This window comes from Variovorax glacialis (assembly GCF_051216375.1).
Taxonomy (GTDB): Bacteria; Pseudomonadota; Gammaproteobacteria; order Burkholderiales; family Burkholderiaceae_C; genus Variovorax.
In genome coordinates, this window is record NZ_JBPJZT010000009.1 from 93,932 (window position 1) to 114,108 (window position 20,177).

Annotated in this window: 18 protein-coding genes; 11 read left to right on the forward strand and 7 right to left on the reverse strand. The window is 67.0% G+C overall.

Annotated elements, in window-relative coordinates:
- Entirely contained in the window at window positions 1-522 is a 522-nt protein-coding gene (locus tag ACSFBL_RS23430) for a GAF domain-containing protein (protein WP_435518217.1), read from the forward strand.
- A 2-nt stretch (window positions 523-524) separates the two neighbouring features.
- Window positions 525-1,769 carry a metal-dependent hydrolase family protein gene (locus tag ACSFBL_RS23435; RefSeq protein ID WP_435518218.1) on the forward strand — a complete coding sequence of 415 codons (1,245 nt, stop codon included), beginning with the start codon at window positions 525-527 and terminating at the stop codon, window positions 1,767-1,769.
- A 12-nt stretch (window positions 1,770-1,781) separates the two neighbouring features.
- Here ACSFBL_RS23435 and ACSFBL_RS23440 read toward each other — a convergent pair whose 3' ends face one another.
- Window positions 1,782-2,261: an Lrp/AsnC ligand binding domain-containing protein gene (locus tag ACSFBL_RS23440; RefSeq protein WP_435518337.1), complete on the reverse strand. Its 480-nt coding sequence runs from the start codon at window positions 2,259-2,261 to the stop codon at window positions 1,782-1,784.
- Window positions 2,262-2,354: 93 nt separating this feature from the next.
- Between ACSFBL_RS23440 and putA the strand changes: the two genes are divergently transcribed.
- From putA to ACSFBL_RS23460, 4 genes are all read left to right on the forward strand, one after another.
- The gene (gene putA, locus ACSFBL_RS23445) at window positions 2,355-5,411 is read left to right on the forward strand and encodes a bifunctional proline dehydrogenase/L-glutamate gamma-semialdehyde dehydrogenase PutA (protein WP_435518219.1); all 3,057 of its coding nucleotides are present in this window, start codon (window positions 2,355-2,357) and stop codon (window positions 5,409-5,411) included.
- Between the two features lie 85 nt (window positions 5,412-5,496).
- Window positions 5,497-6,768 carry a Glu/Leu/Phe/Val family dehydrogenase gene (locus ACSFBL_RS23450; protein ID WP_435518220.1) on the forward strand — a complete coding sequence of 424 codons (1,272 nt, stop codon included), beginning with the start codon at window positions 5,497-5,499 and terminating at the stop codon, window positions 6,766-6,768.
- Between the two features lie 7 nt (window positions 6,769-6,775).
- Complete coding sequence (locus ACSFBL_RS23455) at window positions 6,776-7,399, forward strand: nucleoside/nucleotide kinase family protein (RefSeq protein WP_435518221.1); 624 nt, start codon at window positions 6,776-6,778, stop codon at window positions 7,397-7,399.
- A gap of 101 nt (window positions 7,400-7,500) precedes the next feature.
- Window positions 7,501-8,139, forward strand: a complete 639-nt coding sequence (locus ACSFBL_RS23460) for a DUF2242 domain-containing protein (protein ID WP_435518338.1) — start codon at window positions 7,501-7,503, stop codon at window positions 8,137-8,139.
- 9 nt (window positions 8,140-8,148) lie between these two features.
- Here ACSFBL_RS23460 and ACSFBL_RS23465 read toward each other — a convergent pair whose 3' ends face one another.
- Complete coding sequence (locus tag ACSFBL_RS23465; protein ID WP_435518222.1) at window positions 8,149-8,550, reverse strand: response regulator; 402 nt, start codon at window positions 8,548-8,550, stop codon at window positions 8,149-8,151.
- 126 nt (window positions 8,551-8,676) lie between these two features.
- Here ACSFBL_RS23465 and ACSFBL_RS23470 point away from each other — a divergent pair, with 126 nt between their 5' ends.
- Complete coding sequence (locus ACSFBL_RS23470) at window positions 8,677-8,937, forward strand: hypothetical protein (protein ID WP_435518223.1); 261 nt, start codon at window positions 8,677-8,679, stop codon at window positions 8,935-8,937.
- Window position 8,938: 1 nt separating this feature from the next.
- On the opposite strand, the gene rocF is transcribed toward ACSFBL_RS23470, so the two are convergent.
- Window positions 8,939-9,850, reverse strand: coding sequence for an arginase (gene rocF, locus ACSFBL_RS23475; protein WP_435518224.1), 912 nt, complete (start codon window positions 9,848-9,850; stop codon window positions 8,939-8,941).
- Window positions 9,851-9,911: 61 nt separating this feature from the next.
- Entirely contained in the window at window positions 9,912-11,474 is a 1,563-nt protein-coding gene (locus tag ACSFBL_RS23480; RefSeq protein WP_435518225.1) for a WS/DGAT/MGAT family O-acyltransferase, read from the reverse strand.
- A 303-nt stretch (window positions 11,475-11,777) separates the two neighbouring features.
- Here ACSFBL_RS23480 and ACSFBL_RS23485 point away from each other — a divergent pair, with 303 nt between their 5' ends.
- The 4 genes from ACSFBL_RS23485 (at window position 11,778) to ACSFBL_RS23500 (ending at window position 14,348) form a co-directional block, all read left to right on the forward strand.
- On the forward strand, window positions 11,778-12,332 hold the full coding sequence (locus tag ACSFBL_RS23485) for a hypothetical protein (protein WP_435518226.1): 555 nt from the start codon (window positions 11,778-11,780) through the stop codon (window positions 12,330-12,332).
- A 52-nt stretch (window positions 12,333-12,384) separates the two neighbouring features.
- Window positions 12,385-12,840 (forward strand): phasin family protein, encoded by a 456-nt coding sequence (locus ACSFBL_RS23490; protein WP_435518227.1) that lies wholly within the window; start codon window positions 12,385-12,387, stop codon window positions 12,838-12,840.
- 32 nt (window positions 12,841-12,872) lie between these two features.
- Entirely contained in the window at window positions 12,873-13,505 is a 633-nt protein-coding gene (locus ACSFBL_RS23495) for a TetR/AcrR family transcriptional regulator (protein ID WP_435518228.1), read from the forward strand.
- A gap of 69 nt (window positions 13,506-13,574) precedes the next feature.
- Window positions 13,575-14,348: an alpha/beta fold hydrolase gene (locus ACSFBL_RS23500; RefSeq protein ID WP_435518229.1), complete on the forward strand. Its 774-nt coding sequence runs from the start codon at window positions 13,575-13,577 to the stop codon at window positions 14,346-14,348.
- Between the two features lie 516 nt (window positions 14,349-14,864).
- Here the strand turns inward: ACSFBL_RS23500 and ACSFBL_RS23505 are convergent.
- The 3 genes from ACSFBL_RS23505 to ACSFBL_RS23515 form a co-directional block, all read right to left on the reverse strand.
- Complete coding sequence (locus ACSFBL_RS23505; protein ID WP_435518230.1) at window positions 14,865-18,089, reverse strand: bifunctional cytochrome P450/NADPH--P450 reductase; 3,225 nt, start codon at window positions 18,087-18,089, stop codon at window positions 14,865-14,867.
- A 95-nt stretch (window positions 18,090-18,184) separates the two neighbouring features.
- Complete coding sequence (locus tag ACSFBL_RS23510; RefSeq protein ID WP_435518231.1) at window positions 18,185-19,432, reverse strand: branched-chain amino acid ABC transporter substrate-binding protein; 1,248 nt, start codon at window positions 19,430-19,432, stop codon at window positions 18,185-18,187.
- A gap of 47 nt (window positions 19,433-19,479) precedes the next feature.
- Entirely contained in the window at window positions 19,480-20,172 is a 693-nt protein-coding gene (locus tag ACSFBL_RS23515; RefSeq protein ID WP_435518232.1) for a TetR/AcrR family transcriptional regulator, read from the reverse strand.
- Window positions 20,173-20,177: the final 5 nt, after the last annotated feature.

Sequence of the window (20,177 nt, forward strand, 5' to 3'; positions counted from 1 at the left end):
ATGATGGAATTCCAGGTCACCCGGCTGCTGGCCCATGTGGCGCGAGCCCACGGTGACGTCCGCCAGCCGCAATCCACTTTCGAAGCGATCGACCACGCCTTGGCGGCCACCGTCGGGCACCGGTTGTTCACCATCCTGGTCCATCACCGCGACGAGCGGGAATCGGAACGGGCCTACACCAACATGCCGGACGCCTATCCCGTGCAGGGACGCAAGCCCATCACCGATTCGCAATGGATGCAGCGAGTCATGGAGCGGGGCCTGCCCTACATCGGGCGCAACGCCGATGACATCCGCGAGGTGTTCTTCGACCACGAACTGATCCGTTCGCTCGGCTGCGAGAGTGTGCTCAACATCCCGATGCGCTGGTGCGGAGAGACCGTGGGGACCGTCAACCTTCTCCATCAGAAGGATTGGTATCGGGACGAGCACGTCGAACTCGCGACGGTGTTCGCGCAGTTGGCGGTACCGGCCGTCATGGCGCTAGGGTGCCGGCCGGCCGACTTTATTTCTCCGAGGTAGCCATGACCCATTCAGTGCTTTTCAAGAACGCGAATCTGCTCGATCCCCTGCTTGGCGAACTGCAGGAGGGGCGCGACATCCTGGTCGAGCAGGGTGCCGTCAAGGAAATCTCCGATCGGCCGATCCGCACGAACGCGGCGCGTGTCATCGACGTCATGGGCAAGACGGTGATGCCCGGGCTGATCGATCTGCACGTGCATGTCATCGCCATCGAACTCAACATCGCGCGGCAGGTCCACATGCCCAATGTGCTCGTGACCTTGCGCAGCGTGCCGATCCTGCGCGGGATGCTTCGGCGTGGCTTCACGACGGTGCGCGACGCCGGCGGTGCGGGCCACGCGTTCAAGCAGGCGGTGGAGTCCGGCCTGGCGCAAGGCCCGCGGCTGTTCGTCTCGGGCCGCGCCCTGAGCCAGACTGGAGGTCACGGCGACATGCGAGCGCGCTCCGACTTCCTGCACGAAGAGCCGGCCTGCTCCTGTGTGCGCGTCGGCGCGCTGTCGCGCGTGGTCGATGGCGTCGATGCCGTGCGCAAGGCCGCGCGGGAAGAACTGCAGATGGGCGCGGACCAGATCAAGATCATGGCCTCCGGTGGCGTCGCCTCGCCGACCGATCCGGTCGGCGCCTTCGGCTACAGCGAGGACGAAATCCGCGCCATCGTGGACGAGGCCCGGGCGCGCGACACCTACGTGCTCGCGCATGCCTACACGGCGGCCGCCATTGCGCGGGCCGTCCGATGCGGCGTGCGGACCATCGAGCACGGAAACCTGGTCGACGCGCCCGCCGCGGCGCTGATGGCGCAGGCAGGCGCCTACGTGGTGCCTACCCTGGTGACCTATGACGCGCTCGCAAGCGAAGGCGAAAGGTATGGACTGCCGAAGGAAAGCGTGGCGAAGGTGGCCGACGTACGCGAAGCAGGCCTGCGCTCGCTGGAGATCTACAAGGCGGCTGGCGTGAAGATGGGCTTCGGGTCCGACCTGCTCGGCGAATCGCAGCGCCTCCAGAGCGATGAGTTCCGACTGCGCGCGGAAGTTCTCTCCGCCGCCGAGGCGGTGGCGAGCGCGACCGTCGTGGGCGCGGAGGTGCTGGGCATGAGCGACCGTCTCGGCCGTCTCGTGCCAGGCGCGCTGGCCGACCTTCTGGTTGTCGACGGCAATCCGCTGGAAGACGTCAACTGCCTGCTGGGCCAGGGCGAGCGCATCCCGTTGGTCATGAAGGAAGGCGTGATCGAATTCGACGAAATGCGGTAGGGCGCAGGGGGCTCAAATGCCGAGCGGCAGCCTGGCGCTGTTCTTCACTTCCTCCATCACCGCGTAGGTGCGGGTCTCGCGCACACCCGGAAGCTGCCACAGCACTGTGCCGGCGAACGCGCGATAGGCCGCCATGTCCGCCATGCGGGTCTTGATCAGATAGTCGAAGCCGCCGGCGACCATGTGGCATTCCATGATTTCGTCGCGCACCTGCACGGCGGCCTTGAACGCGTCGAACACGTTGGGCGTCGTGCGGTCCAGCAGCACCTCGACGAAGACGGTGAAGCCGCGGCCGAGCTTGTGCGGGTCGAGCCGCGCTTCGTAACCCAGGATGAAGCCCTCGCGCGCGAGGCGCTGCACGCGCGCCAGCACAGCGGTGGGGGAGAGCGCCACGGTCTCGGCCAGCTTGAGATTGGAAATCCGCCCGTCTTCCTGAAGAACCTTCAGGATTTTCATGTCAATGCGGTCGAGATCGGCTGGGTATTCGTTCATGCGTAGCGAATTATCCGGTCGACGACCGATTTTTGGTGAATAACTCGCCGTGCGAAGTTGGAGCATCGACGTATTCACTAACGGATCGCCGCCATGCGCCTGCCCACTCCCTACCGACCCGAAGCCGAGATCGTCTCGCACCGCCTCGCCTCCCTGAAAGCCGCTCTCGACTGGGCCCTGGTCGTGCCCCCCGCATCCCGGTGGGTGCGCGCCGTGCGCGACAAGCCGCCACCGTTCTGGGCCATGGAAAGCCTGCTGCGCGAATACCCGATCTCCAGCGCGGAAGGCCTGGCACTGATGCGCCTGGCCGAAGCGCTGCTGCGGGTGCCCGACGCCGAGACAGCGATCGCCCTGACCGCCGACCAGTTGGGCCGGGCCGATTTCGATGGCAGCGCCGATTCGACGCTCTCCCGCCTGTCCTCCTCGGCGATCGCCCTGTCGAAGAAATTCCTCCCGCATCCTTCCGATGAAACGGGTCAGGTGGATGCGGAGCCGGGCCTGATGGCGAGGCTCGGTGCCCGCACCGTGGTGGCCGCGACGCTGCGCGCGGTGCAGCTGCTCGGCCGCCAGTTCGTGCTGGGCCAGACCATCGACGAGGCCATGGGCGAAGCGCGCTCTGCACACCGCAAACATGCAGCACTGCGCTTCAGCTACGACATGCTGGGCGAAGGAGCACGCACCGACGCGGACGCACGCCGCTATCTCGACAGCTACATCAACGCCATCCATTCGATTGCCTCGGGCGCGGACCGCACCGGCACGCCGGAGCACAACGACGGCATCTCCATCAAGCTCAGCGCGCTGCATCCCCGCTACGAAGATGCCCAGCGCGAACTCGTGATGCGCGAACTCGTGCCGCGCGTGTGGCAGCTCTGTGAGCTCGCGGCCGACGCCAACCTCAACCTCACGATCGACGCGGAGGAGGTCGACCGTCTCGAACTGTCGCTCGATGTCTTCGAGACGCTGGCGGCGCAGGTGGCCGCAAAGCGACCGCAGTGGCGCGGTTACGGCCTCGCGATGCAGGCCTACCAGACGCGCGCGCTGGAGCTGGTCGAGCACGTCACGGCGATCGCGCGCAAGCACGGGCTGCGCCTCATGTGCCGGCTGGTGAAGGGCGCCTACTGGGACGCGGAAATCAAGCGCACCCAGGAACTGGGCCTGCCGCACTACCCGGTGTTCACGCACAAGCACCACACCGACGTGAGCTACCTGGCCTGCGCCCGCGCCTTGCTCGCGGCGCCCGATGCCATCTATCCGCAGTTCGCCACGCACAACGCCGGCACCATCGCGGCGATCCTGCAGATGGCCGGAGATGTGCGCCTATTCGCCGGACCGCCCCAGGGAAAGGAAGCCCCCTCGAGGGGCGGTGAAGCACACGAAGTGGCGAGCATGGGGGCCAGGTTCGAACTGCAGCGGCTGCACGGCATGGGGGAGGGCATCTATCGCGAAGTGATGAAGAGCAGCGCGGTGCCGGTGCGTGTCTATGCGCCGGTCGGCAAGCACAAGGATCTGCTCGCCTACCTCGTGCGTCGCCTGCTGGAGAACGGCGCCAATTCGTCCTTCGTCAACCAGTTGGGTGACGAGTCGGTCGGTATGGATCAACTCTTGGTCTCCCCCCTGTGGCTGGATCGGAATGAATCGCTGCCCTTGCCGCACGCGCTCTACGGTCCGCCGCCCGCGCGCCGCAACAGCCAGGGCGTCGACCTGACCGTCGAATCGATGCGGGCCCCGTTGCTCGACGCGCTGGCCGCGACCGTCGTCCCCGCCGTCCCCGAATTCGAGGCGCATCGCGCGGCGGAGGCCGTCGCCGCCGCGGCAACCAGCTATCGCTCGTGGACCCGCACGCCCGTCACGCAGCGCGCTGCCGCGCTTCGCCATGCAGCCGATGCCCTCGAAACCGCCATGCCGCGCTTCTGCGCGCTGCTGGTCAAGGAAGCCGCGAAGACCTGGGGCGACGCGGTGGCCGAAGTCCGCGAGACCGTCGATTTCCTGCGCTACTACGCCGACGAGGCAGAGCGCGTGATGCACCCGATCGCACTGCCCGGCCCGACCGGCGAGAGCAATGAGCTCCGGCTGACAGGGCGCGGCCCCTGGGTGTGCATCAGCCCCTGGAATTTTCCGCTGGCGATCTTCCTCGGCCAGGTGGCCGCCGCGCTCGCCACCGGCAACACGGTGCTGGCCAAGCCGGCCGAGCAGACGCCGGCGGTCGCCTCCGAAGCGGTCAAGCTGCTGCATGCCGCCGGCGTGCCTTCCGACGCCGTGCAATTGCTTCACGGCCCGGGCGAAACCGTCGGCGCGGCGCTGGTCGCAGCCCCCGGCGTGGCGGGCGTGGTGTTTACCGGATCGACGCAGGTCGCGAAGATCATCCACCGCGCACTCGCCGCCAAGGACGGCCCGATCGTCCCGCTGATCGCCGAGACCGGCGGCATCAACGCGATGGTGGTCGACTCCAGCGCGTTGCCGGAACAGGTGGTCGATGCGGTCGTCCAGAGCGCCTTTCGCTCGGCGGGCCAGCGCTGCTCGGCCTTGCGCCTGTTGCTGATCCACGAAAGCATCGCTGCCGACCTGATCGAGATGATCCGCGGCGCGGCGATGGAACTGGTCACGGGCGACCCGGCGCTGCTGGCGACGGATGTCGGCCCCGTGATCGACCGCGAGGCCTTCGACGGCATCCTGCGCCACCTGCAGCGCCTGAGCGCGGAAGCCCGGGTGCTCGTCGCCCCTTCGCAGCCGGCCCGGGCGGTGCCGAACCTGGTGACGCCCCAGGCATTCGAAGTGCCTTCCATCGACAGCGTGAAGACCGAGATCTTCGGCCCCGTGCTCCACATCGTGCGCTGGTCGGGCGAGCCGCAGGCGGTGATCGACCGGATCAACGAACTCGGCTTCGGGCTCACCCTCGGCATCCAGACGCGCATCGACAGCCGCGCCCTGGCGATGGCTGCGCGGGCGCACGTCGGCAACATCTATGTCAACCGCAACATCATCGGCGCGGTGGTCGGCGTGCAGCCTTTCGGTGGCGAGGGCCTGAGCGGCACCGGCCCGAAGGCGGGCGGCCCCCACTACCTGCTGCGCTTCTGCGCGGAGCAGACGCTCACCATCAACACCACCGCCGCAGGCGGCAATGCGGCCCTGCTTGCCGCAAGCGCATAACCGCCAAAGCAACATGCATAGGCGTGGCGCGGCGGGCGCAGGAGGACTATCGTCGCGCCTATCCGTTCAACAACAAGGGATCGCCATGAGCTCCGTCCTGTCCTACGTCCAGCCCACCGCCAACAGCCCCTGGGGCACCTACCTGTCGCAGGTCGATCGCGTCATCCCCTACCTCGGCGGTCTGGCCCGCTGGGTCGAGACGCTCAAGCGACCCAAGCGTGCGCTGATCGTCGACGTGCCGATCGAGATGGACGACGGCTCCATTGCCCATTTCGAGGGCTACCGGGTGCAGCACAACCTCTCGCGCGGTCCCGGCAAGGGCGGTGTGCGCTTCCACCCGGATGTGACGCTGGAGGAAGTGATGGCGCTGTCGGCCTGGATGACGGTCAAGACCGCCGCGGTCAACCTGCCGTACGGCGGCGCCAAGGGCGGCATCCGCGTCGACCCCAAGAAGCTTTCGTTGAAGGAACTGGAGAAGGTCACCCGCCGCTACACCAGCGAGATCGGCCTCATCATCGGCCCGCACAGCGACATCCCGGCGCCCGACGTGAACACCAACGCCCAGATCATGGCCTGGATGATGGACACCTATTCGATGAACGTCGGCGGCACCGCCACCGGCGTGGTCACCGGCAAGCCGCTCCACCTGGGCGGTTCGCTCGGCCGCGTGAAGGCCACCGGCCGTGGCGTCTTCGTCACCGGACGCGAAGCGGCGCGGCGCCTGGGACTCGACCTGCGCGGCGCGCGGATCGCAGTGCAGGGCTTCGGCAATGTGGGTTCGGTCGCGGCCGAGCTTTTTGCCGAGGCGGGCGCCAAGATCGTCGCTGTACAGGACCACACCGGCACGATCTTCAACGACAAGGGCCTCGACCTCGCCACGCTGGTGCCGATCTCCCGCACCGACGGCGTCGTCGCCTTCAAGGGCGGTGACGTGATCGACAACGAGTCCTTCTGGGACGTGGCCTGCGACATCCTCATCCCCGCGGCGCTGGAAGGCCAGGTGACCGCGGAGCGCGCGCAGAAGACCAAGGCCAGGCTGGTGCTCGAAGGCGCGAACGGCCCGACGGTGCCCACGGCCGACGACATCCTGGCCGAACGCGGCGTGCTGGTGGTGCCGGACGTGATCTGCAATGCCGGCGGCGTGACGGTGAGCTACTTCGAATGGGTGCAGGACTTCTCGTCCTTTTTCTGGGACGAGGACGAGATCAACGAGCGCCTCGACCGCATCATGATGAACGCGCTCAACGGCATCTGGGACAAGGCCGACCAGCACAAGATCAGCCTGCGCACCGCCACCTACGCGGTGGCTTGCGAACGCATCCTGATGGCTCGCCAGGAACGCGGCCTTTACCCGTGATCTGCGCATGATCGAGGTGCCCGCCGCGGAACTGGCGCGCATCGATGCCTTGCTGGCCGACGGGCGGCGCAAGCTGCTCGGGCTGGTGGGCGCGCCCGGCTCGGGCAAGTCGACCTTGGCGGAGGCGTTGCTGAAGGCGTTGCCGGGTCGCGCGCAGGTCGTGCCGATGGACGGGTTCCACCTGGCCAACGTGGAGCTGCAGCGGCTGGGCCGCGCCGGTCGAAAGGGTGCGCCGGATACCTTCGACAGCGCGGGCTACGTCGCCCTGCTGCGGCGCCTGCGCGAGCAACGCAATGGCATCGTCTACGCGCCTGAATTCCGGCGCGAGATCGAGGAGCCGATCGCCGGCGCCATCGCCGTACTCCCACAGACGCAGCTGGTCATCACCGAGGGCAACTACCTGCTGCTCGACGAAGGGCCCTGGGCCGGGGCTGCACCGCTGCTCGACGAGATCTGGTACGTCGACGTGGAGGATGAACTTCGACGGGATCGGCTCGTGCGGCGCCACGAGCAGTTCGGTCGCAGCCGTGCCGACGCGCTGGCCTGGGTCGAGCAGACCGACGAGCCCAATGCCCGCTGCATCGCCGCCACGCGCGGCAGGGCGCATCGCGTGGTCCGGTTGGACGATTGAGTCGACGGACAGGGGAACGCGCGGCGCCGCGGCATGTCCAAGGGGAGCCGCTGGCGGCCAGTTGCCGCTAGCATTCCGAGTCTCGTCTTCCCATGTCCGCCATGCGCTTCCCGATTTCCCACGCAGCCGCTGCCGCGCTGCTCTTCTCGCTGCTCGTCGCAGGATGCAGCACGGCGACGCGTCGCGTCTCGTACGAACCCGAGGGTTTCGACTCCACCACCACCCACACCCGCACCTACGTCGCCACCGAGGCACAGACCTGCGAGGCAGCCCGCCGGGCACTGCTGAGCCAGGGCTACATGATCACCGCGGGCAATCACGAACTCGTCACCGGCCGCAAGAGCTTCCAGCCCGCATCGGAAGTGCATGTGGAGGTCGAATTCCGCGTGGTCTGTGCAAGGGAGAGCAATGGCCGGAACGGGCCGCGCAGCACCATCGCCTTCGCCAGCGCGCTGCAGGACCGCTATGGGATCAAGAAGGTCAACAACTCGGCGACGGTGGGCGTCGGGGCGATCGGCTCGCTGTCGTTGCCGTTCTCGTCCAGCGACGACGCGCTGGTCAAGGTGGCGAGCGAGACGCTGACCGACGAGCGCTTCTACGACCGCTTCTTTGCGCTGATCGAACGTTTCCTGCCCGAGGCGGCCGAGGAGTCGCCGGCGGAGGCAAGACCGGTTCTTCCGCAGCAGCCGCCCATCGAAACACCGCTGCGGGACGTGCCGCTCTCGCCGACGCGCGGTTGAGGCTTCGCCTCAGGCTTCCGCGCGCCCCATCGCGCGGCTGAGGGCCGATTCGAGCTGCTCGACGCTGAAAGGCTTCTGAAGCCAGGACGAATCCGGGATGGGCGTCGCGGGCGGCGGCCGCCCGGTCGCGAAGATCACTTCGAGCTTATGGCGGGCGCGCAGGCTCTCGACCAGGTCCATGCCGGAGAGCGCCGGCAGGCCGATGTCGGTCAGCAGGACGTCGAAGGCACCGTCCAGGAAGCGGTCCTTGGCAATCTCGGCGCTGCGCACACCGGCGGCCCAGTGGCCCAGCAACTCGAGCATCTCCACGGTGGCCGACAGCGCGTCGGGATCGTCTTCCACGACCAGAACGCGCAGCCCCTTGGCCGGTTCCGCCCGCAGTCCCGCTCCGTCCTTCACTGTGTTTGCCATCATCTTTTTCTGGGGAAAACCTCAATGTAGAACGCTGGCGCGCGAAGCGGGATTGCCCGAAGCGCGGATTTCCATGTAGGAAGCCTGCCCTTGGACCTGCAGCGCCGTTTGTGCGATTCTGCGGGGATGATCAAGATCGGAACGCTCTGCTATGTGGTCCCGAGTTGCCTGGCCAGCCCGCTCACGCAGAAGGCCGTCGGCAGGATCGTCGAGGTGGTGTCGGCGCCGTACGAGGCTCCCGACTGGACCTACTTGCCGGGCACGTACTACGACGTGATGTTCGAAGGCTGGACCTTCTACTGCCGCAGCGACAAGTTGCGCCCCATCTCGGACCCCGGCGCCGACCTGTCCGAGACGACTGCGACCGAGACGGAACGCACCGCCTGAATCAGCGGACCAGCGTCGACTTGCCGAAGAGGCTTTCGATCAGCTCGACCGCCACCTCCGCCGTGCGGTTGCGCACGTCCAGCGCCGGGTTGAGCTCGACCACGTCGAGCGAACCGAGCCGGCCGGTGTCGGCGATCATTTCCATGCAGAGTTGCATTTCGCGCCAGGTGGGTCCGCCGCGCACGCCGGTGCCGACGCCGGGCGCGTAGTCCGGATCGAGGCAGTCCAGGTCGAAGCTCACATGCAGATGGGTGTCCTCGTCGACGTCCTGCAGCGCCTCGGTCATCGTCGTGCGCATGCCATGCTCGTCGATGTGGCGCATGTCGAACACGTTGAGGCCGAGCGCGCGGATGGCAGACTTTTCCTCCGCGTCGACGCTGCGGATGCCGATGAAGCGGATCGCGTCGTGCTCGAAGGCGGCGCGCTCGCCGCTCCAGCCGGTGAGCGCCGCCGGCCCGTGGCCGAGCAGGCAGGATACGGGCATGCCGTGCAGGTTGCCGCTGGGGCTGGTGGTTTCGGTGTTGACGTCGGAATGCGCGTCGAGCCACAGGACGCGCAGCTTCTGCCCACGCCGGCGAACATGCCACGCGATGGCGCTGATGGAGCCGACGGCGATGCAGTGGTCCCCGCCCAGCACGACTGGCAGGCGGTTCGCGCCCAGCGCCTGGTCGACCGCGTCGTACACCAGCCGGTTCCATGCCACCACTTCGTCGAGATGGTGGAGCCCTTCAGCAGGGGCTTCCCAGGGCGTGGCGGGTCCGGCGAGATTGCCTCGGTCGACGATCTCGAAGCCCATCCGCGCCAGCATGCCCGCCAAGTCGGCCACTCTCAGCGCGTCGGGGCCCATGCCGGCGCCGCGGGTGCTGGCGCCGATGTCGGTCGGCGCGCCAATCAGTTGAAGGGTGGCAGTCATGGGCAGGGGCCTCCGTAAGGTGTCGAACGTCCGACACCTTACGGTACAGCATGCCCGTGACTCAAGCCGCGACGGTCTTGCGTTTGACCGCCTTGCGCGCCACGATCTTTTGCGGCACGGGCTTGCGAGCCGGCGCCTTGCGTGGACGCGCTGGCGCCTCGCTCGAGGTGCTTGCAGGTGCCGTGTCGGCCGTTGCCGCTGGTGCGTCCAACGCCTTCACCTTCGCCAGCAGCGCGTGATGCTCATCGACCAGATAGTCGGCAATGTCGCCCACGTCGGGCACCGCGCGCCGGCAGGCGATCAGGCCGAAATCCAGCATGCCGTTGTAGCTCTGCACCGTCATGTTGAGCGCCATGCCGTGGCTCGGTATCGACACCGGGTAGTAGGTCTTCAGCTTCGCGCCGGCGAAATAGAGCGCCACCGGCGCGCCCGGCACGTTGGAGATCACCACGTTCGCGACCGGCGGGAGCCGGTCCGCAAAGCCCGAGCGGCCATACATCGACGCCAGGCCCGACATCAGCCAAGGCGCGCCGAACGAGGGGAAGTCGGTCGGTATGGCCGCCTTGATGTTGCCCATCAGCGACTTCGCGGCCGCCGACGATTCGCCGATGGCCCGGATCCGCTCGATCGGATCGGCCACGTCGGTCGCCAGCGTCATGACGGTCATCGAGACCTGGTTGTTCGAGGTCGTGTCGCCCGGCTCCCGCAGCGTGACGGGGATCGCCGCCGTCAAGGGCTTCTTCGGCAGCTTGCCGTGGTCCGACAGGTAGCGGCGCAGTGCGCCCGCGCAGAGTCCGAGCACCACGTCGTTGAGACTCGCGCCCAGGCGCCTGCCGACCTGCTTCACTTCCGCGAGCGGGATGGAACGCACGGCATAGGCACGCTGGTTGGTGATCGCGACGTTGAGCGGTGTCTTGGGGCCGAGCAGGTTGAGGTTCTTCGGCAGCTTCCAGAGGCTGCCGGCCCTGTTCTTCGGCTGCGGGACCACGATGCTCTTCACCGCGCGCGCCATGTCGGGAAAGGTCTTCACCAGCTTGACGTACTGCTGCAGCGTGTTGGTGAGGGCCGCGCCGGCAAGCTCGGCCACGCCGAGCTGGTAGCGGTTGCGTCGCGCGATCTGTCGCGGGGCCTTGATCGCGCGGGGCTCGGGCGTCAGGTCCATGATCGCCTCCGCGAAGGCCGCGCCCGCCTGCCCGTCGATGCCGGCATGGTGCAGCTTGGAGTACAGCGCCACGCCGCCGTCCTGCAGCCCGTCGATCACGAAGAACTCCCAAAGCGGCCGGCTGCGGTCCAGCAGCGTCGAATGGAGACGCGCCACGTACTGTTCGAGCTGCCGCATGGTGCCGGGCCGCGGCAGGGTGACTCGCCGCACGTGGTAGTCGAGATCGACATCGTCGTCGTCCACCCACACCGGGTTCGACAGCTCGAAGGGCATCAGTGCGAGCTTGCGCGTGAACACTTCGGAGAGGTGCATGCGGCTTTGCACATGCGCCTTCACGTCCTCGTAGAAGTCGCCCTTGTAGCCGGCCGGAAGCTCCAGCACGTGCAGGCCGCCGACGTGCATCGGCGTCTCGGGTGTCTCGGTGTGCAGGAAGGTCGCGTCAAGGCCGCTGAGATGTTTCATGGGTGTCCCCTCCTGGCGTTTTGGCGCAGCGTCGGGCGCGGCGCGAAGGGAAATGATCCCCAATGTGCACAGGCCCCGATAGCGGGTAACCCCGATGGCGCCGGCGCTTGCGCGGGCAGGCTCTCGTCGTAGCATCGCCCTGGCAGGAAATTGGGGCAGTTGGCCTAACTATCGAACCGTTCTAGTTTTTCACGCCTAGGGCTTTCAGAAGAAGATGACCCCATCGCGTCGGAATGCATGGCGCGAGTTGTCGCAGGGACCGAATCCCGGCGCATGTGTCCATCAACTTCAAGGAAATTCACCATGTCCACGCAAACCATCTCCACCGCTGCCATCCACGTCGTCGGCCAGTACAACGACGCCGGCAAGACCCTCGTCAGCGCCTACCGCACCGGCGCGCACCGCCTGCTGGGCGGCGCCGCTTCGCGCTACAGCGCCTTCCTCGGCGAGCGCGAGCTGCCGATGGTGAGCGACGACATCAAGGCCCGCCTGCTCGGCGCGCAGGAAAAGGTCACGGGCTTCCTGGCCAACCGTCTCGACATCGACACCAGCCGCGTCGTCAACCTGATGGACCGTGTCGCCACCGGCGCCACCAGCGGCATCGAATCGATCTCCAACGTCGTGGCCCGCGTCGAAGCCCCCCTGGGCGCGTCGGTCATCGAGACCCTCAACCGCGTGAACCAGCCGATCGCCAACGTGTCGGTGAAGATCGCCGACAAGATCGCCGCCGGCGCCAAGCAGATCGAAAGCCGCGTCGCGGGCGCGACGGAAGCCGCCCCGGTGGTCAAGGCCGCCAAGCCGAAGGCCAAGACCGCCACCCGCCGCGCCGTTCGCACGGTCGCGACCAAGGCGGACTGATCGCCACCGCGGGCAGCCGCGCATCTTCTGAAACGTCCTTCTGGAGCAACGCATGGCGACTCGCCGCGATGAAACTGTCAGCGTGAAGAAGAAGCCGGCGGCCCCGGCCACGAAGGCGGCGCCGGCCAAGAAAGCCGCGCCGCGCAAGCGGGCGGCGCCCAAAAAGGCCGCGGCGCCCGAGACCATTGCCCAAGAAGCGGCTGTCTCGCAAGAGCAGGCCGGCGCCAAGGGTCTGCTGCGTGCAGGCCTGAAGGCCTTGGGCACGGTGCGCGACGACGTCGTCAAGCGCCAGACCAACGTGATCGAAAGCTTGCTCGGCATGGGCAAGCCGCCGGTCCTCGACACTTTCGGCATCCGCAAGTTCGAGGACGTGTTCGACCAGCGCGTCGCGACCGCGCTCGAGCGCCTCGGCATGCCGACCGCGCAGGAGATCCAGGAACTACGCGAACAGATGCGTCAGGTGCTCGAACACCTCGAACGGGCCGAAGCCGGCCGACGCAAGCGCTGAGGCCCAGCGGACCGAGCCCACATCCTCCGACCGTGGCCAGCCCCAACACGCGAGAACGCATCCTGCAGGCCAGCCTGGCGCTGTTCAATGCGCAGGGACTCGCTGCCGTGTCGACACACCGCATCGCGGCAGAGCTCGAGATCAGTCCCGGCAACCTGCACTACCACTTCAAGGCCAAGCAGCTCATCGTCGACCGCCTTTTCAGGCGTTTCGAGGAACGGCTTGAATCGCTCAATGCATCGTCGGACACTGTGCGGGCGATCGATGACCTGTGGCTGGCGCTGCACCTGCGCTTCGAGGCCATCGACGCATACCGTTTCGTCTACCGCGACATGGCCTATCTTTCCAGCGAATACCCCGCGCTCGGTGAGCGTGCGCAGGCGCTGACCGCGCAGAACCTGCTGGCGGCCCAGGCGCTGTGCGAGACGCTGCTTGCCGCCGGCGTCATCGAGGCCACGGCCGAGGAGGCACAGATGCTGGCGCTCCAGATGGTCTTCACGACCACGTGCTGGCTGTCCTTCGAGCGGCTGGTGCCGGGGCGCGATGCCCTGCAGCAGGCCGACCCGGGCCTTGCTGCTTTCTACACGCTCACGTTGATTGCACCGTATGTATCGCGCGAATCGAGGGCTTACCTCGATTACCTGCGGGGCAAATACCTCGGATAAATGAGCCGCCGTCCGACTGGCAGACCGTCAGCGTGACCGCATATTCGAAGGAATGACAAGGAAACAACGATGATGACCGCCGCTCACGAACCGATCGCCCCGCCTTCGCGCCTCCTGCTGCTCGCCGAGACGCGTGCCCTCTGGGAGGCCGGCGCGGCCCTGGCCTTGTGGCCGCTGTTGCAATTGGCGCCTCGCGGCGATGGCCATTCGGTGCTGGTTTTGCCGGGGCTGGTGGCGAGCGATCTTTCGACGAAGCTGCTGCGTCGCTATCTGAAGAGTCGCGGCTACGACGCGCACGGATGGGGCCTGGGCCGCAATCTGGGGCCGCGCAAGGGCGTGGAGGCCGGCATGCTGCAGAAGCTCCAGGAACTGCATGAGACGAGCGGTCGCAAGGTGAGCCTGGTGGGCTGGAGCCTCGGCGGCGTGTACGCGCGACTGCTGGCATCGACCCATCCCGAGCTCGTGCGCAGCGTGGTCACGCTGGGCAGTCCGTTCACGGGCAGCACGCGGGCCACCAATGCATGGCGCGTGTATGAAGGCGTGAGCGGCCAGAGTTCGGAAGACCCGAGGCGCATGAAGCATGTTCAACCGACACCGTCGATGCCGACGACTTCGATCTTCAGCCGGAGCGATGGTGTGGTGGCGTGGCGCTGCAGTTTGGAAGAGACGGGGCCGCAGTCGGAGAACATCGAGGTGGTGGCCAGCCATCTGGGGTTGGGGGCGCATCCGGCTGTGATGTATGCGCTGGCGGATCGACTCGCTCAGCCTGAGGGGCAGTGGAAGCCGTTTGATCGGGGGACCTTTGGGCCTTTGGTTTATCCGGATCCTGCTCGGGCTCACTGAGGCTTTGTTTTGACGCCGCGGGTGGCGTCGTCGGGCGGTGTGCCCTGTGCCGGCCGACGTCACCGGCCGCTTCGCGGCTTCCCTGCGCTGCTCACGGTACGCGGGGTCCGCGCAAACTCGCTTCGCTCAAACACGCGCGGCCCTTTTTCCGCGCACCGCTGCGCTGCTCGGCGGTGCCTCAACGGCCGGCACAGGGCACACCGCCCGACGACGCTGGGACGCTGTGGTGGAACTGTCCGCCGCAACCGTTGTGATTGCGCGCAGGCTGCAACGCTAGAGACGCCCGCAACCGTTGTCCACTCACGGAGCCCGGTAGGTGGTGCGGGCTGGGCGACCCCTCTACGCCGCCGAAGCGCGCAGCTTCAGGCGGAAAAAGGGCCGCGCGTGTTTGAGCGAAGCGAGTTTGCGCGGACCCCGCCTGAAGCGAGCACTGCAGGGCAGTCCGAAGGACCGGCGTAGCGGGGTCGACCGGCCCGCACCGCCTACCGGGCGCTCCCACCAGCGCGAGCAATAGACCTAAGCCCCCGCCCAAACATCCAACACATAGCGCTTGTCAGCAATCATCCCATCCATCCAGGCGCTCCCATCCTTCCCATGCTCGCGCGCGATGTCGGAGAGGGCTCGCCGCACATCAGGCTCCATCCGCGACCCATCCCCGCACACGTAGACGATCGCACCCTCATCGAGCAAACGCCAGGCATGCGAAGCCTGCTCACGAATCAGGTCCTGCACATAGACCTTCCGTTCCCCGGCACGCGAGAACGCAGTGTGGAGTTGGGTCACACCGCGATCCGCCCATCCCTTGAGTTCGTCCGCGTAGATGAAATCCTGCTCCGGATGCCGGCACCCGAAGAAGAGCATCGCTTCTCCAGGTTTCGCGCCATTCGCAATCATCGCCGCACGCTCCTGCAGAAAGCCGCGGAACGGTGCCAGACCCGTACCCGGCCCCACCATGATGACCGGCCGTGCAGGATCGTCCGGCAGCCGGAAACCTTCCGCGGTCGTCTCCCGCACCACGCCATGCACGACCTCCCCGGCCTGCGCGCGCGACAGGAAGTTCGAACAGACACCCTCGAACTTGCCGAACCCCGAGCGTGCCGGCCCGCACACCACACCCACCGTCACACTGCAACGCCCACCATCCACCACCGGTGATGATGAGATCGAGTAATAGCGCGGCGTCAGTGGCGACAGCATCTCCAAAAACTGCGCGAAGGGCAGCTGGCAGGCCGGAAACTCCTCCAGCAGATCCAGCACCGACTTGCGCTTCGCCAACACCTCGCTCTTGTAGAGCGCCGCCGAGCCCTCGTCCGCACCCGACAGCGCCACCAGCTTCGGCTTCGTGAAAGGGCACTCCGTGTGTGCCGCAAGAAGCGCGATCTGCTTGCGCGTCGCCACGTCCTGAAGCTCCACGTAGTCGCCCAGCAGACGGTCCACCGCGATCACCTCGTCCACCGGCAAGGCCGCCTTGCGACCCGCCGCCGCCTGCAATCGCACATGGGCGTTGCGCTCGAAGCCGAAACGCGCCATCGCACGCTCCACCTGCGCCGGGCCATTGCGCGGAACCACGCTCAAGTGATCGCCCGCACGGTAGCTCACGCCTTCCGGCAACTGCAGTTCGACATGGCGCGTCGAGCGCGCCTCCGTCGACTCGGCGCCAGTGCGCTGCAGTTCCCGGTTCTCGATCACCCGCATCGGCACGGCACCAAGCGCGTCGACCAGCGCATTCTTCTGCGGCGGCGGCAGTTCCTCCAGCGTATAGAGCGGCTCGCTCTGCGCCGGCGTGTCCGCGCCCGCCTTGAGATCGAAGGCCGCCACCAGCGTCGGCCACAGCGCATCGCTCCAATCCTGGAACGCGCCATCCATGTCTTCACGCGCATCGCCCTCGCCACGTGCATGCAGGCGTGTGGCGCCCAGCGCCGCGAGGCGCTCGTCAATGCGGCGCGGCACCGATTGATAGGTCGATGCCCAGTCCGTGTTGCCGCAACCGAACACCGTGAAGTGCACACCCTTCAGCGAATCGTCCGCCTTGTCGAGCCAGCGATGGAACTCGGCCGCGTTGTCCGGCGCCGCGCCGTTGTACGAAGCGCAGACGATCGCGACCGCGCCGTTGGCGGGCAGGCGCTCGGCATAGTCGTCGAGCGACGCGAGCTGCGTCGAGAAGCCGCGCATCTCTCCGGCTTCGGCAAGCTGACGTGCGAGGTCCTCGGCCGTCCCGAGGTTGGAGCCCTGAAGGACCAGCAGCGAAGTGCCATGGCGTGCCGCGTGCGACCTGGCGGCCGCCGGCTTCTCCGCAGTGGCCTGCACGACCTGCACCGCCGCCTCGCCGCGCGGCCGCGTCGCCGGATCGCGCAGCACCGCCTTGATCCTGAAACCCTCGGGCTTGATCGTCAGCGCCTCCTTGATCTTCAACTGGTAGCCCGTGTGGTCGACCAGCTCGAACCGCTGCAGGATCATCCCCAGCGTCAGCACCGCCTCCTGCAAGGCGAACTGGCGGCCGATGCAGGCGCGCTGGCCGTTGCCGAAGGGCTTGAAGGCGTTCACCGGCCGTTCGCGTTCCGCCTCCCGGCTGAAGTGGTCCGGGTTGAAGCGGTCGGCATCCTCGCCCCACACCGCCTTGTCGCGATGCAGCGCCAGCGCATGCAGGATGACCATGTTCCGCCGCTTGATCGTGTATTGCCCGCCGATGGTCGTGTCCTGCTTGGCGGCCATCGCGATCGCCGGTGCGGTCGGGAACATGCGCAGCGATTCTTTCAGCACCTGCAGCACATAGGTCAGCCGGTTGACCTGCGCATAGGTCGGCTTCACCAAAGAATCGGGGCCGAACACGCTGTCGACCTCTGCCCGCGCCTTCGCCATCGCCTCCGGGTTGTTCAGCAGGAAGTAGATGGCGAACGAGAGTAGGCCGCTCGTCGTCTCGTGCCCCGCGATCAGGAATTCAATGCACTCGTCGCGAATCTGCCGGTCATCCAGGCGCTCGCCCGTCTTCTTGTCGACGCCGGCGATCATGTAGCTCAGCAGGTCGGGCTTGGTCGCGATGTCGGCGCCGCTCTCGCGCCGCTCGCGCACGATGTCCTCGACCATCTTGTGCATGTAGCGCACGTCCTTGCGCTGCTGCGCGAGTTCCTTCTTGAGCATGAACTCCTCGAGCGGGATGCCACGCCGGTTCTGTACCGTTTCCAGCGTGCGCACCATCGCATCCACGAAGGGATGGAAACCCTCGCGGTAGAACGAGTTGAAGCGGTAGCCGAAGCCGCACAGGCCGATGGTGTCGAGCGTGAGCGCGGTCATGTCGCGCACCACGTCGACCTCCTCGTCGAAGTTCAGGCGCTCCCACTTGGTCACCAGCTGCTCGGCAATGTCCAGCATCATCGGGTGGTAGGCCTGCATCGCGCGCTGGCTGAAGTTCGCCAGCAGGATGTTGTGCGGCTTCGACCAGGTCGACTCGTGCGTGTCCGACGTGAAGAGCCCGTGCGAGAGCGCACGCAGTCGTCGCAGCGTGCCCTTGGTGCTCTTGTCGAAGCGTTTCTCGTCGCAGAGTTCGTCGACCAGCGCGGCGGACGACACAACGATCACCGGCATGCCCGGCATGTCGAGCCAGTAGATCGCGCCGAGATCCTGCGCGATCTTCCACATGTCCAGCACCGGCGAGTCGGAACCGATGGACAGGATGTTGCCGACGAAGGGCTTCTTCGCCGGATGCGGAATCGGATACAGCGCGTTCTTGCCTGCCATGGTCATGCCCTTTGCTCGTGCCGATTGCGGGCCGCGGGTGCGGGTCCCGCAGTATCTCGACGGCAGAGGGGGGCGGCAGGCCGGGGTATTCCCTGATCCGATCAGGGGCGGGCCATCTTGCAGTCCGTGCCTTGCGCCAGTTCGTTGCCGGTATAGACCGCGTCGGTGCGGAAGCCGTAGTTCGTGCCTTCCCAGCCGACCTTCACCGTCTTGCCGTCGACCGGTGCAATGGTGTTGACCACCTGCGGCAGCAGCAGCTGATGGTCTTCGGCACGCATGCGGACCGGGCCGACCACGGAATCGAAACTGAGGTCCTCGAGGGCGCGGGCGACCTTGGGCGTGTCGGTGCTGCCGGCCTTGTTGATGGCGGCGGCCAGCAGGCGCGGCGTCATGTCGATGCGCGGCGCCAGGAAGTCCTTGCCGGTCTTCGCCTTGTAGCTTTTCGCGAGCGCATCGACCTTGGGCGAATCGGCCTCGCCGGGGTGCCACTCGGCCACCCAGGTCAGTTGGCCCAGCCCGGCCTGCGACACGGCGAGCACCGTGCCGGGCACCGCACCCGCGCTGTGGTTGAAGTAGCGCAGGTTGTAGCCCGCATCGCCGGCGGCTTTCAGCAGCAGGGTCATGTCCTGCCCCCAGTTGCCGGTGATCAGCGAATCGGCGCCCGATTGCCTGACGTTGGCGAGGTAGGGCGCGAAGTCCTTCACCTTGCCGATCGGATGCAGCGTCTCCCCGACGAACTGGATGTCGGGACGCGCCAGGCCGACCAGTTGCCGGCCGTAGCCGGCCCACTGCTTGCCGTGCGCGTAGTCCTGGTTGAGGAGGTAGACCTTCTTCACGTCCGGCGTCTTCTTGATGTAGTTGGCGATCGCCTTCATCTTCATCGCCGTGTTGGCATCGGTCTGGAAGTGCCAGAAGCTGCACGACTTGCCGGTGAGTTCCGGGTCGATCGACGAATGGTTCAGCACCAGCAGTTCCTTGCCCGGGTTGCGCTGGTTCCAGCGGTTCACCGCCTGGACCAGCGCGCTCACCACCGAGGAGCCCGAGCCGCCCGTGACGATGGCGCGCGCACCCTGGTCGATGGCCGCCTGCAGCGCGCTCTGGCTTTCCTGTGCCGAGAGCTTGCTGTCGAACTGGAGCAACTGGAGCCTGGTGCCGCCCAGCACGCCGCCCTTGGCATTGATGTCCTCGATCGCGAATTGCGTGTGCGTCAGCATCAGTTCGCCCACGTTCGCGAACGGGCCTGAGAGCGGGTCGATGTAGGCGATCTTGTAGGTCTGCTGGGCGTGAGCGGCGCCGGCCGTGAGCAGGGCCGCGGCCGCGACGGGCGCAAGCAGGCTGGGGAACTTCATGGACTGTCTCCGTGGTGAGGAAAGAAGGGTCGCGGAAGGGGCGGCTGTCAGACGCCGCGCGCCCGCACGCCGAGCACGCGCCAGGCCAGCCGCGAAAGCTCGGCCACGACCTCGTCGGGCGAGAGGCGGCCATCGGGCCGGTACCAGCTGTAGAGAAAACCGGGCAGGCTCAGGGCGGCAAAGGCGGTGATCTTGGTCTCGACGAAGTCGAGATCGCCGTCGCGCCGTGCTTCCTCCAGCAGAGGAAAGAGCTGGTCATAGAAGTGATGCGCCAGCTTCTTCTGCGCGTCGATGTACTCGGGCCGGTAGACCTGCGGTTCCCTGTAGGCGAAGAAGGCGCAGGGATGGTGCGACACCGTCGCGCGAATCAGTCGCTCGATGCCTTCCTTGACCTTCTCGACCGCGGGGCGCGTATCGCCGGCGGCGAAGTCCATCGCGGTGAAGCAGTCGACCGCGGGCCGCCACGACAGGGTCTCGAAGATCTCCTGCTTGTCGCGGAAGTAGTAGTAGACGAAAGGCTTGGTGGCACCGAGCGCGCGAACGATCTGCGCCATCGTCGTGTTGGCGTAGCCCTGCGCCGCGAAGAGCTGCGCCGCGGCCTGGAGGATGCGCTCGCGCTGCACGTCCGTGCCTGCGGTGGCGGCGCGCTGGCGGCCCGTGCCCTGCGGCAGGTCGGTTCTCGTCGAAGGCGTATTGCCGCGCCCAGAGGGTTTGTGCGGTGTCGCCGAAGTTATACCCATGGGTA

Bases quoted from the DNA above. Each gene is read 5' to 3' on its own strand.
- ACSFBL_RS23430 (WP_435518217.1), top strand. From the start codon at position 1: ATGATGGAATTCCAGGTCACCCGGCTGCTGGCCCATGTGGCGCGAGCC.
- ACSFBL_RS23435 (WP_435518218.1), top strand. From the start codon at position 525: ATGACCCATTCAGTGCTTTTCAAGAACGCGAATCTGCTCGATCCCCTG.
- ACSFBL_RS23440 (WP_435518337.1), bottom strand. From the start codon at position 2,261: ATGAACGAATACCCAGCCGATCTCGACCGCATTGACATGAAAATCCTG.
- putA (WP_435518219.1), top strand. From the start codon at position 2,355: ATGCGCCTGCCCACTCCCTACCGACCCGAAGCCGAGATCGTCTCGCAC.
- ACSFBL_RS23450 (WP_435518220.1), top strand. From the start codon at position 5,497: ATGAGCTCCGTCCTGTCCTACGTCCAGCCCACCGCCAACAGCCCCTGG.
- ACSFBL_RS23455 (WP_435518221.1), top strand. From the start codon at position 6,776: ATGATCGAGGTGCCCGCCGCGGAACTGGCGCGCATCGATGCCTTGCTG.
- ACSFBL_RS23460 (WP_435518338.1), top strand. From the start codon at position 7,501: ATGCGCTTCCCGATTTCCCACGCAGCCGCTGCCGCGCTGCTCTTCTCG.
- ACSFBL_RS23465 (WP_435518222.1), bottom strand. From the start codon at position 8,550: ATGGCAAACACAGTGAAGGACGGAGCGGGACTGCGGGCGGAACCGGCC.
- ACSFBL_RS23470 (WP_435518223.1), top strand. From the start codon at position 8,677: ATGATCAAGATCGGAACGCTCTGCTATGTGGTCCCGAGTTGCCTGGCC.
- rocF (WP_435518224.1), bottom strand. From the start codon at position 9,850: ATGACTGCCACCCTTCAACTGATTGGCGCGCCGACCGACATCGGCGCC.
- ACSFBL_RS23480 (WP_435518225.1), bottom strand. From the start codon at position 11,474: ATGAAACATCTCAGCGGCCTTGACGCGACCTTCCTGCACACCGAGACA.
- ACSFBL_RS23485 (WP_435518226.1), top strand. From the start codon at position 11,778: ATGTCCACGCAAACCATCTCCACCGCTGCCATCCACGTCGTCGGCCAG.
- ACSFBL_RS23490 (WP_435518227.1), top strand. From the start codon at position 12,385: ATGGCGACTCGCCGCGATGAAACTGTCAGCGTGAAGAAGAAGCCGGCG.
- ACSFBL_RS23500 (WP_435518229.1), top strand. From the start codon at position 13,575: ATGATGACCGCCGCTCACGAACCGATCGCCCCGCCTTCGCGCCTCCTG.
- ACSFBL_RS23505 (WP_435518230.1), bottom strand. From the start codon at position 18,089: ATGACCATGGCAGGCAAGAACGCGCTGTATCCGATTCCGCATCCGGCG.
- ACSFBL_RS23510 (WP_435518231.1), bottom strand. From the start codon at position 19,432: ATGAAGTTCCCCAGCCTGCTTGCGCCCGTCGCGGCCGCGGCCCTGCTC.
- ACSFBL_RS23515 (WP_435518232.1), bottom strand. From the start codon at position 20,172: ATGGGTATAACTTCGGCGACACCGCACAAACCCTCTGGGCGCGGCAAT.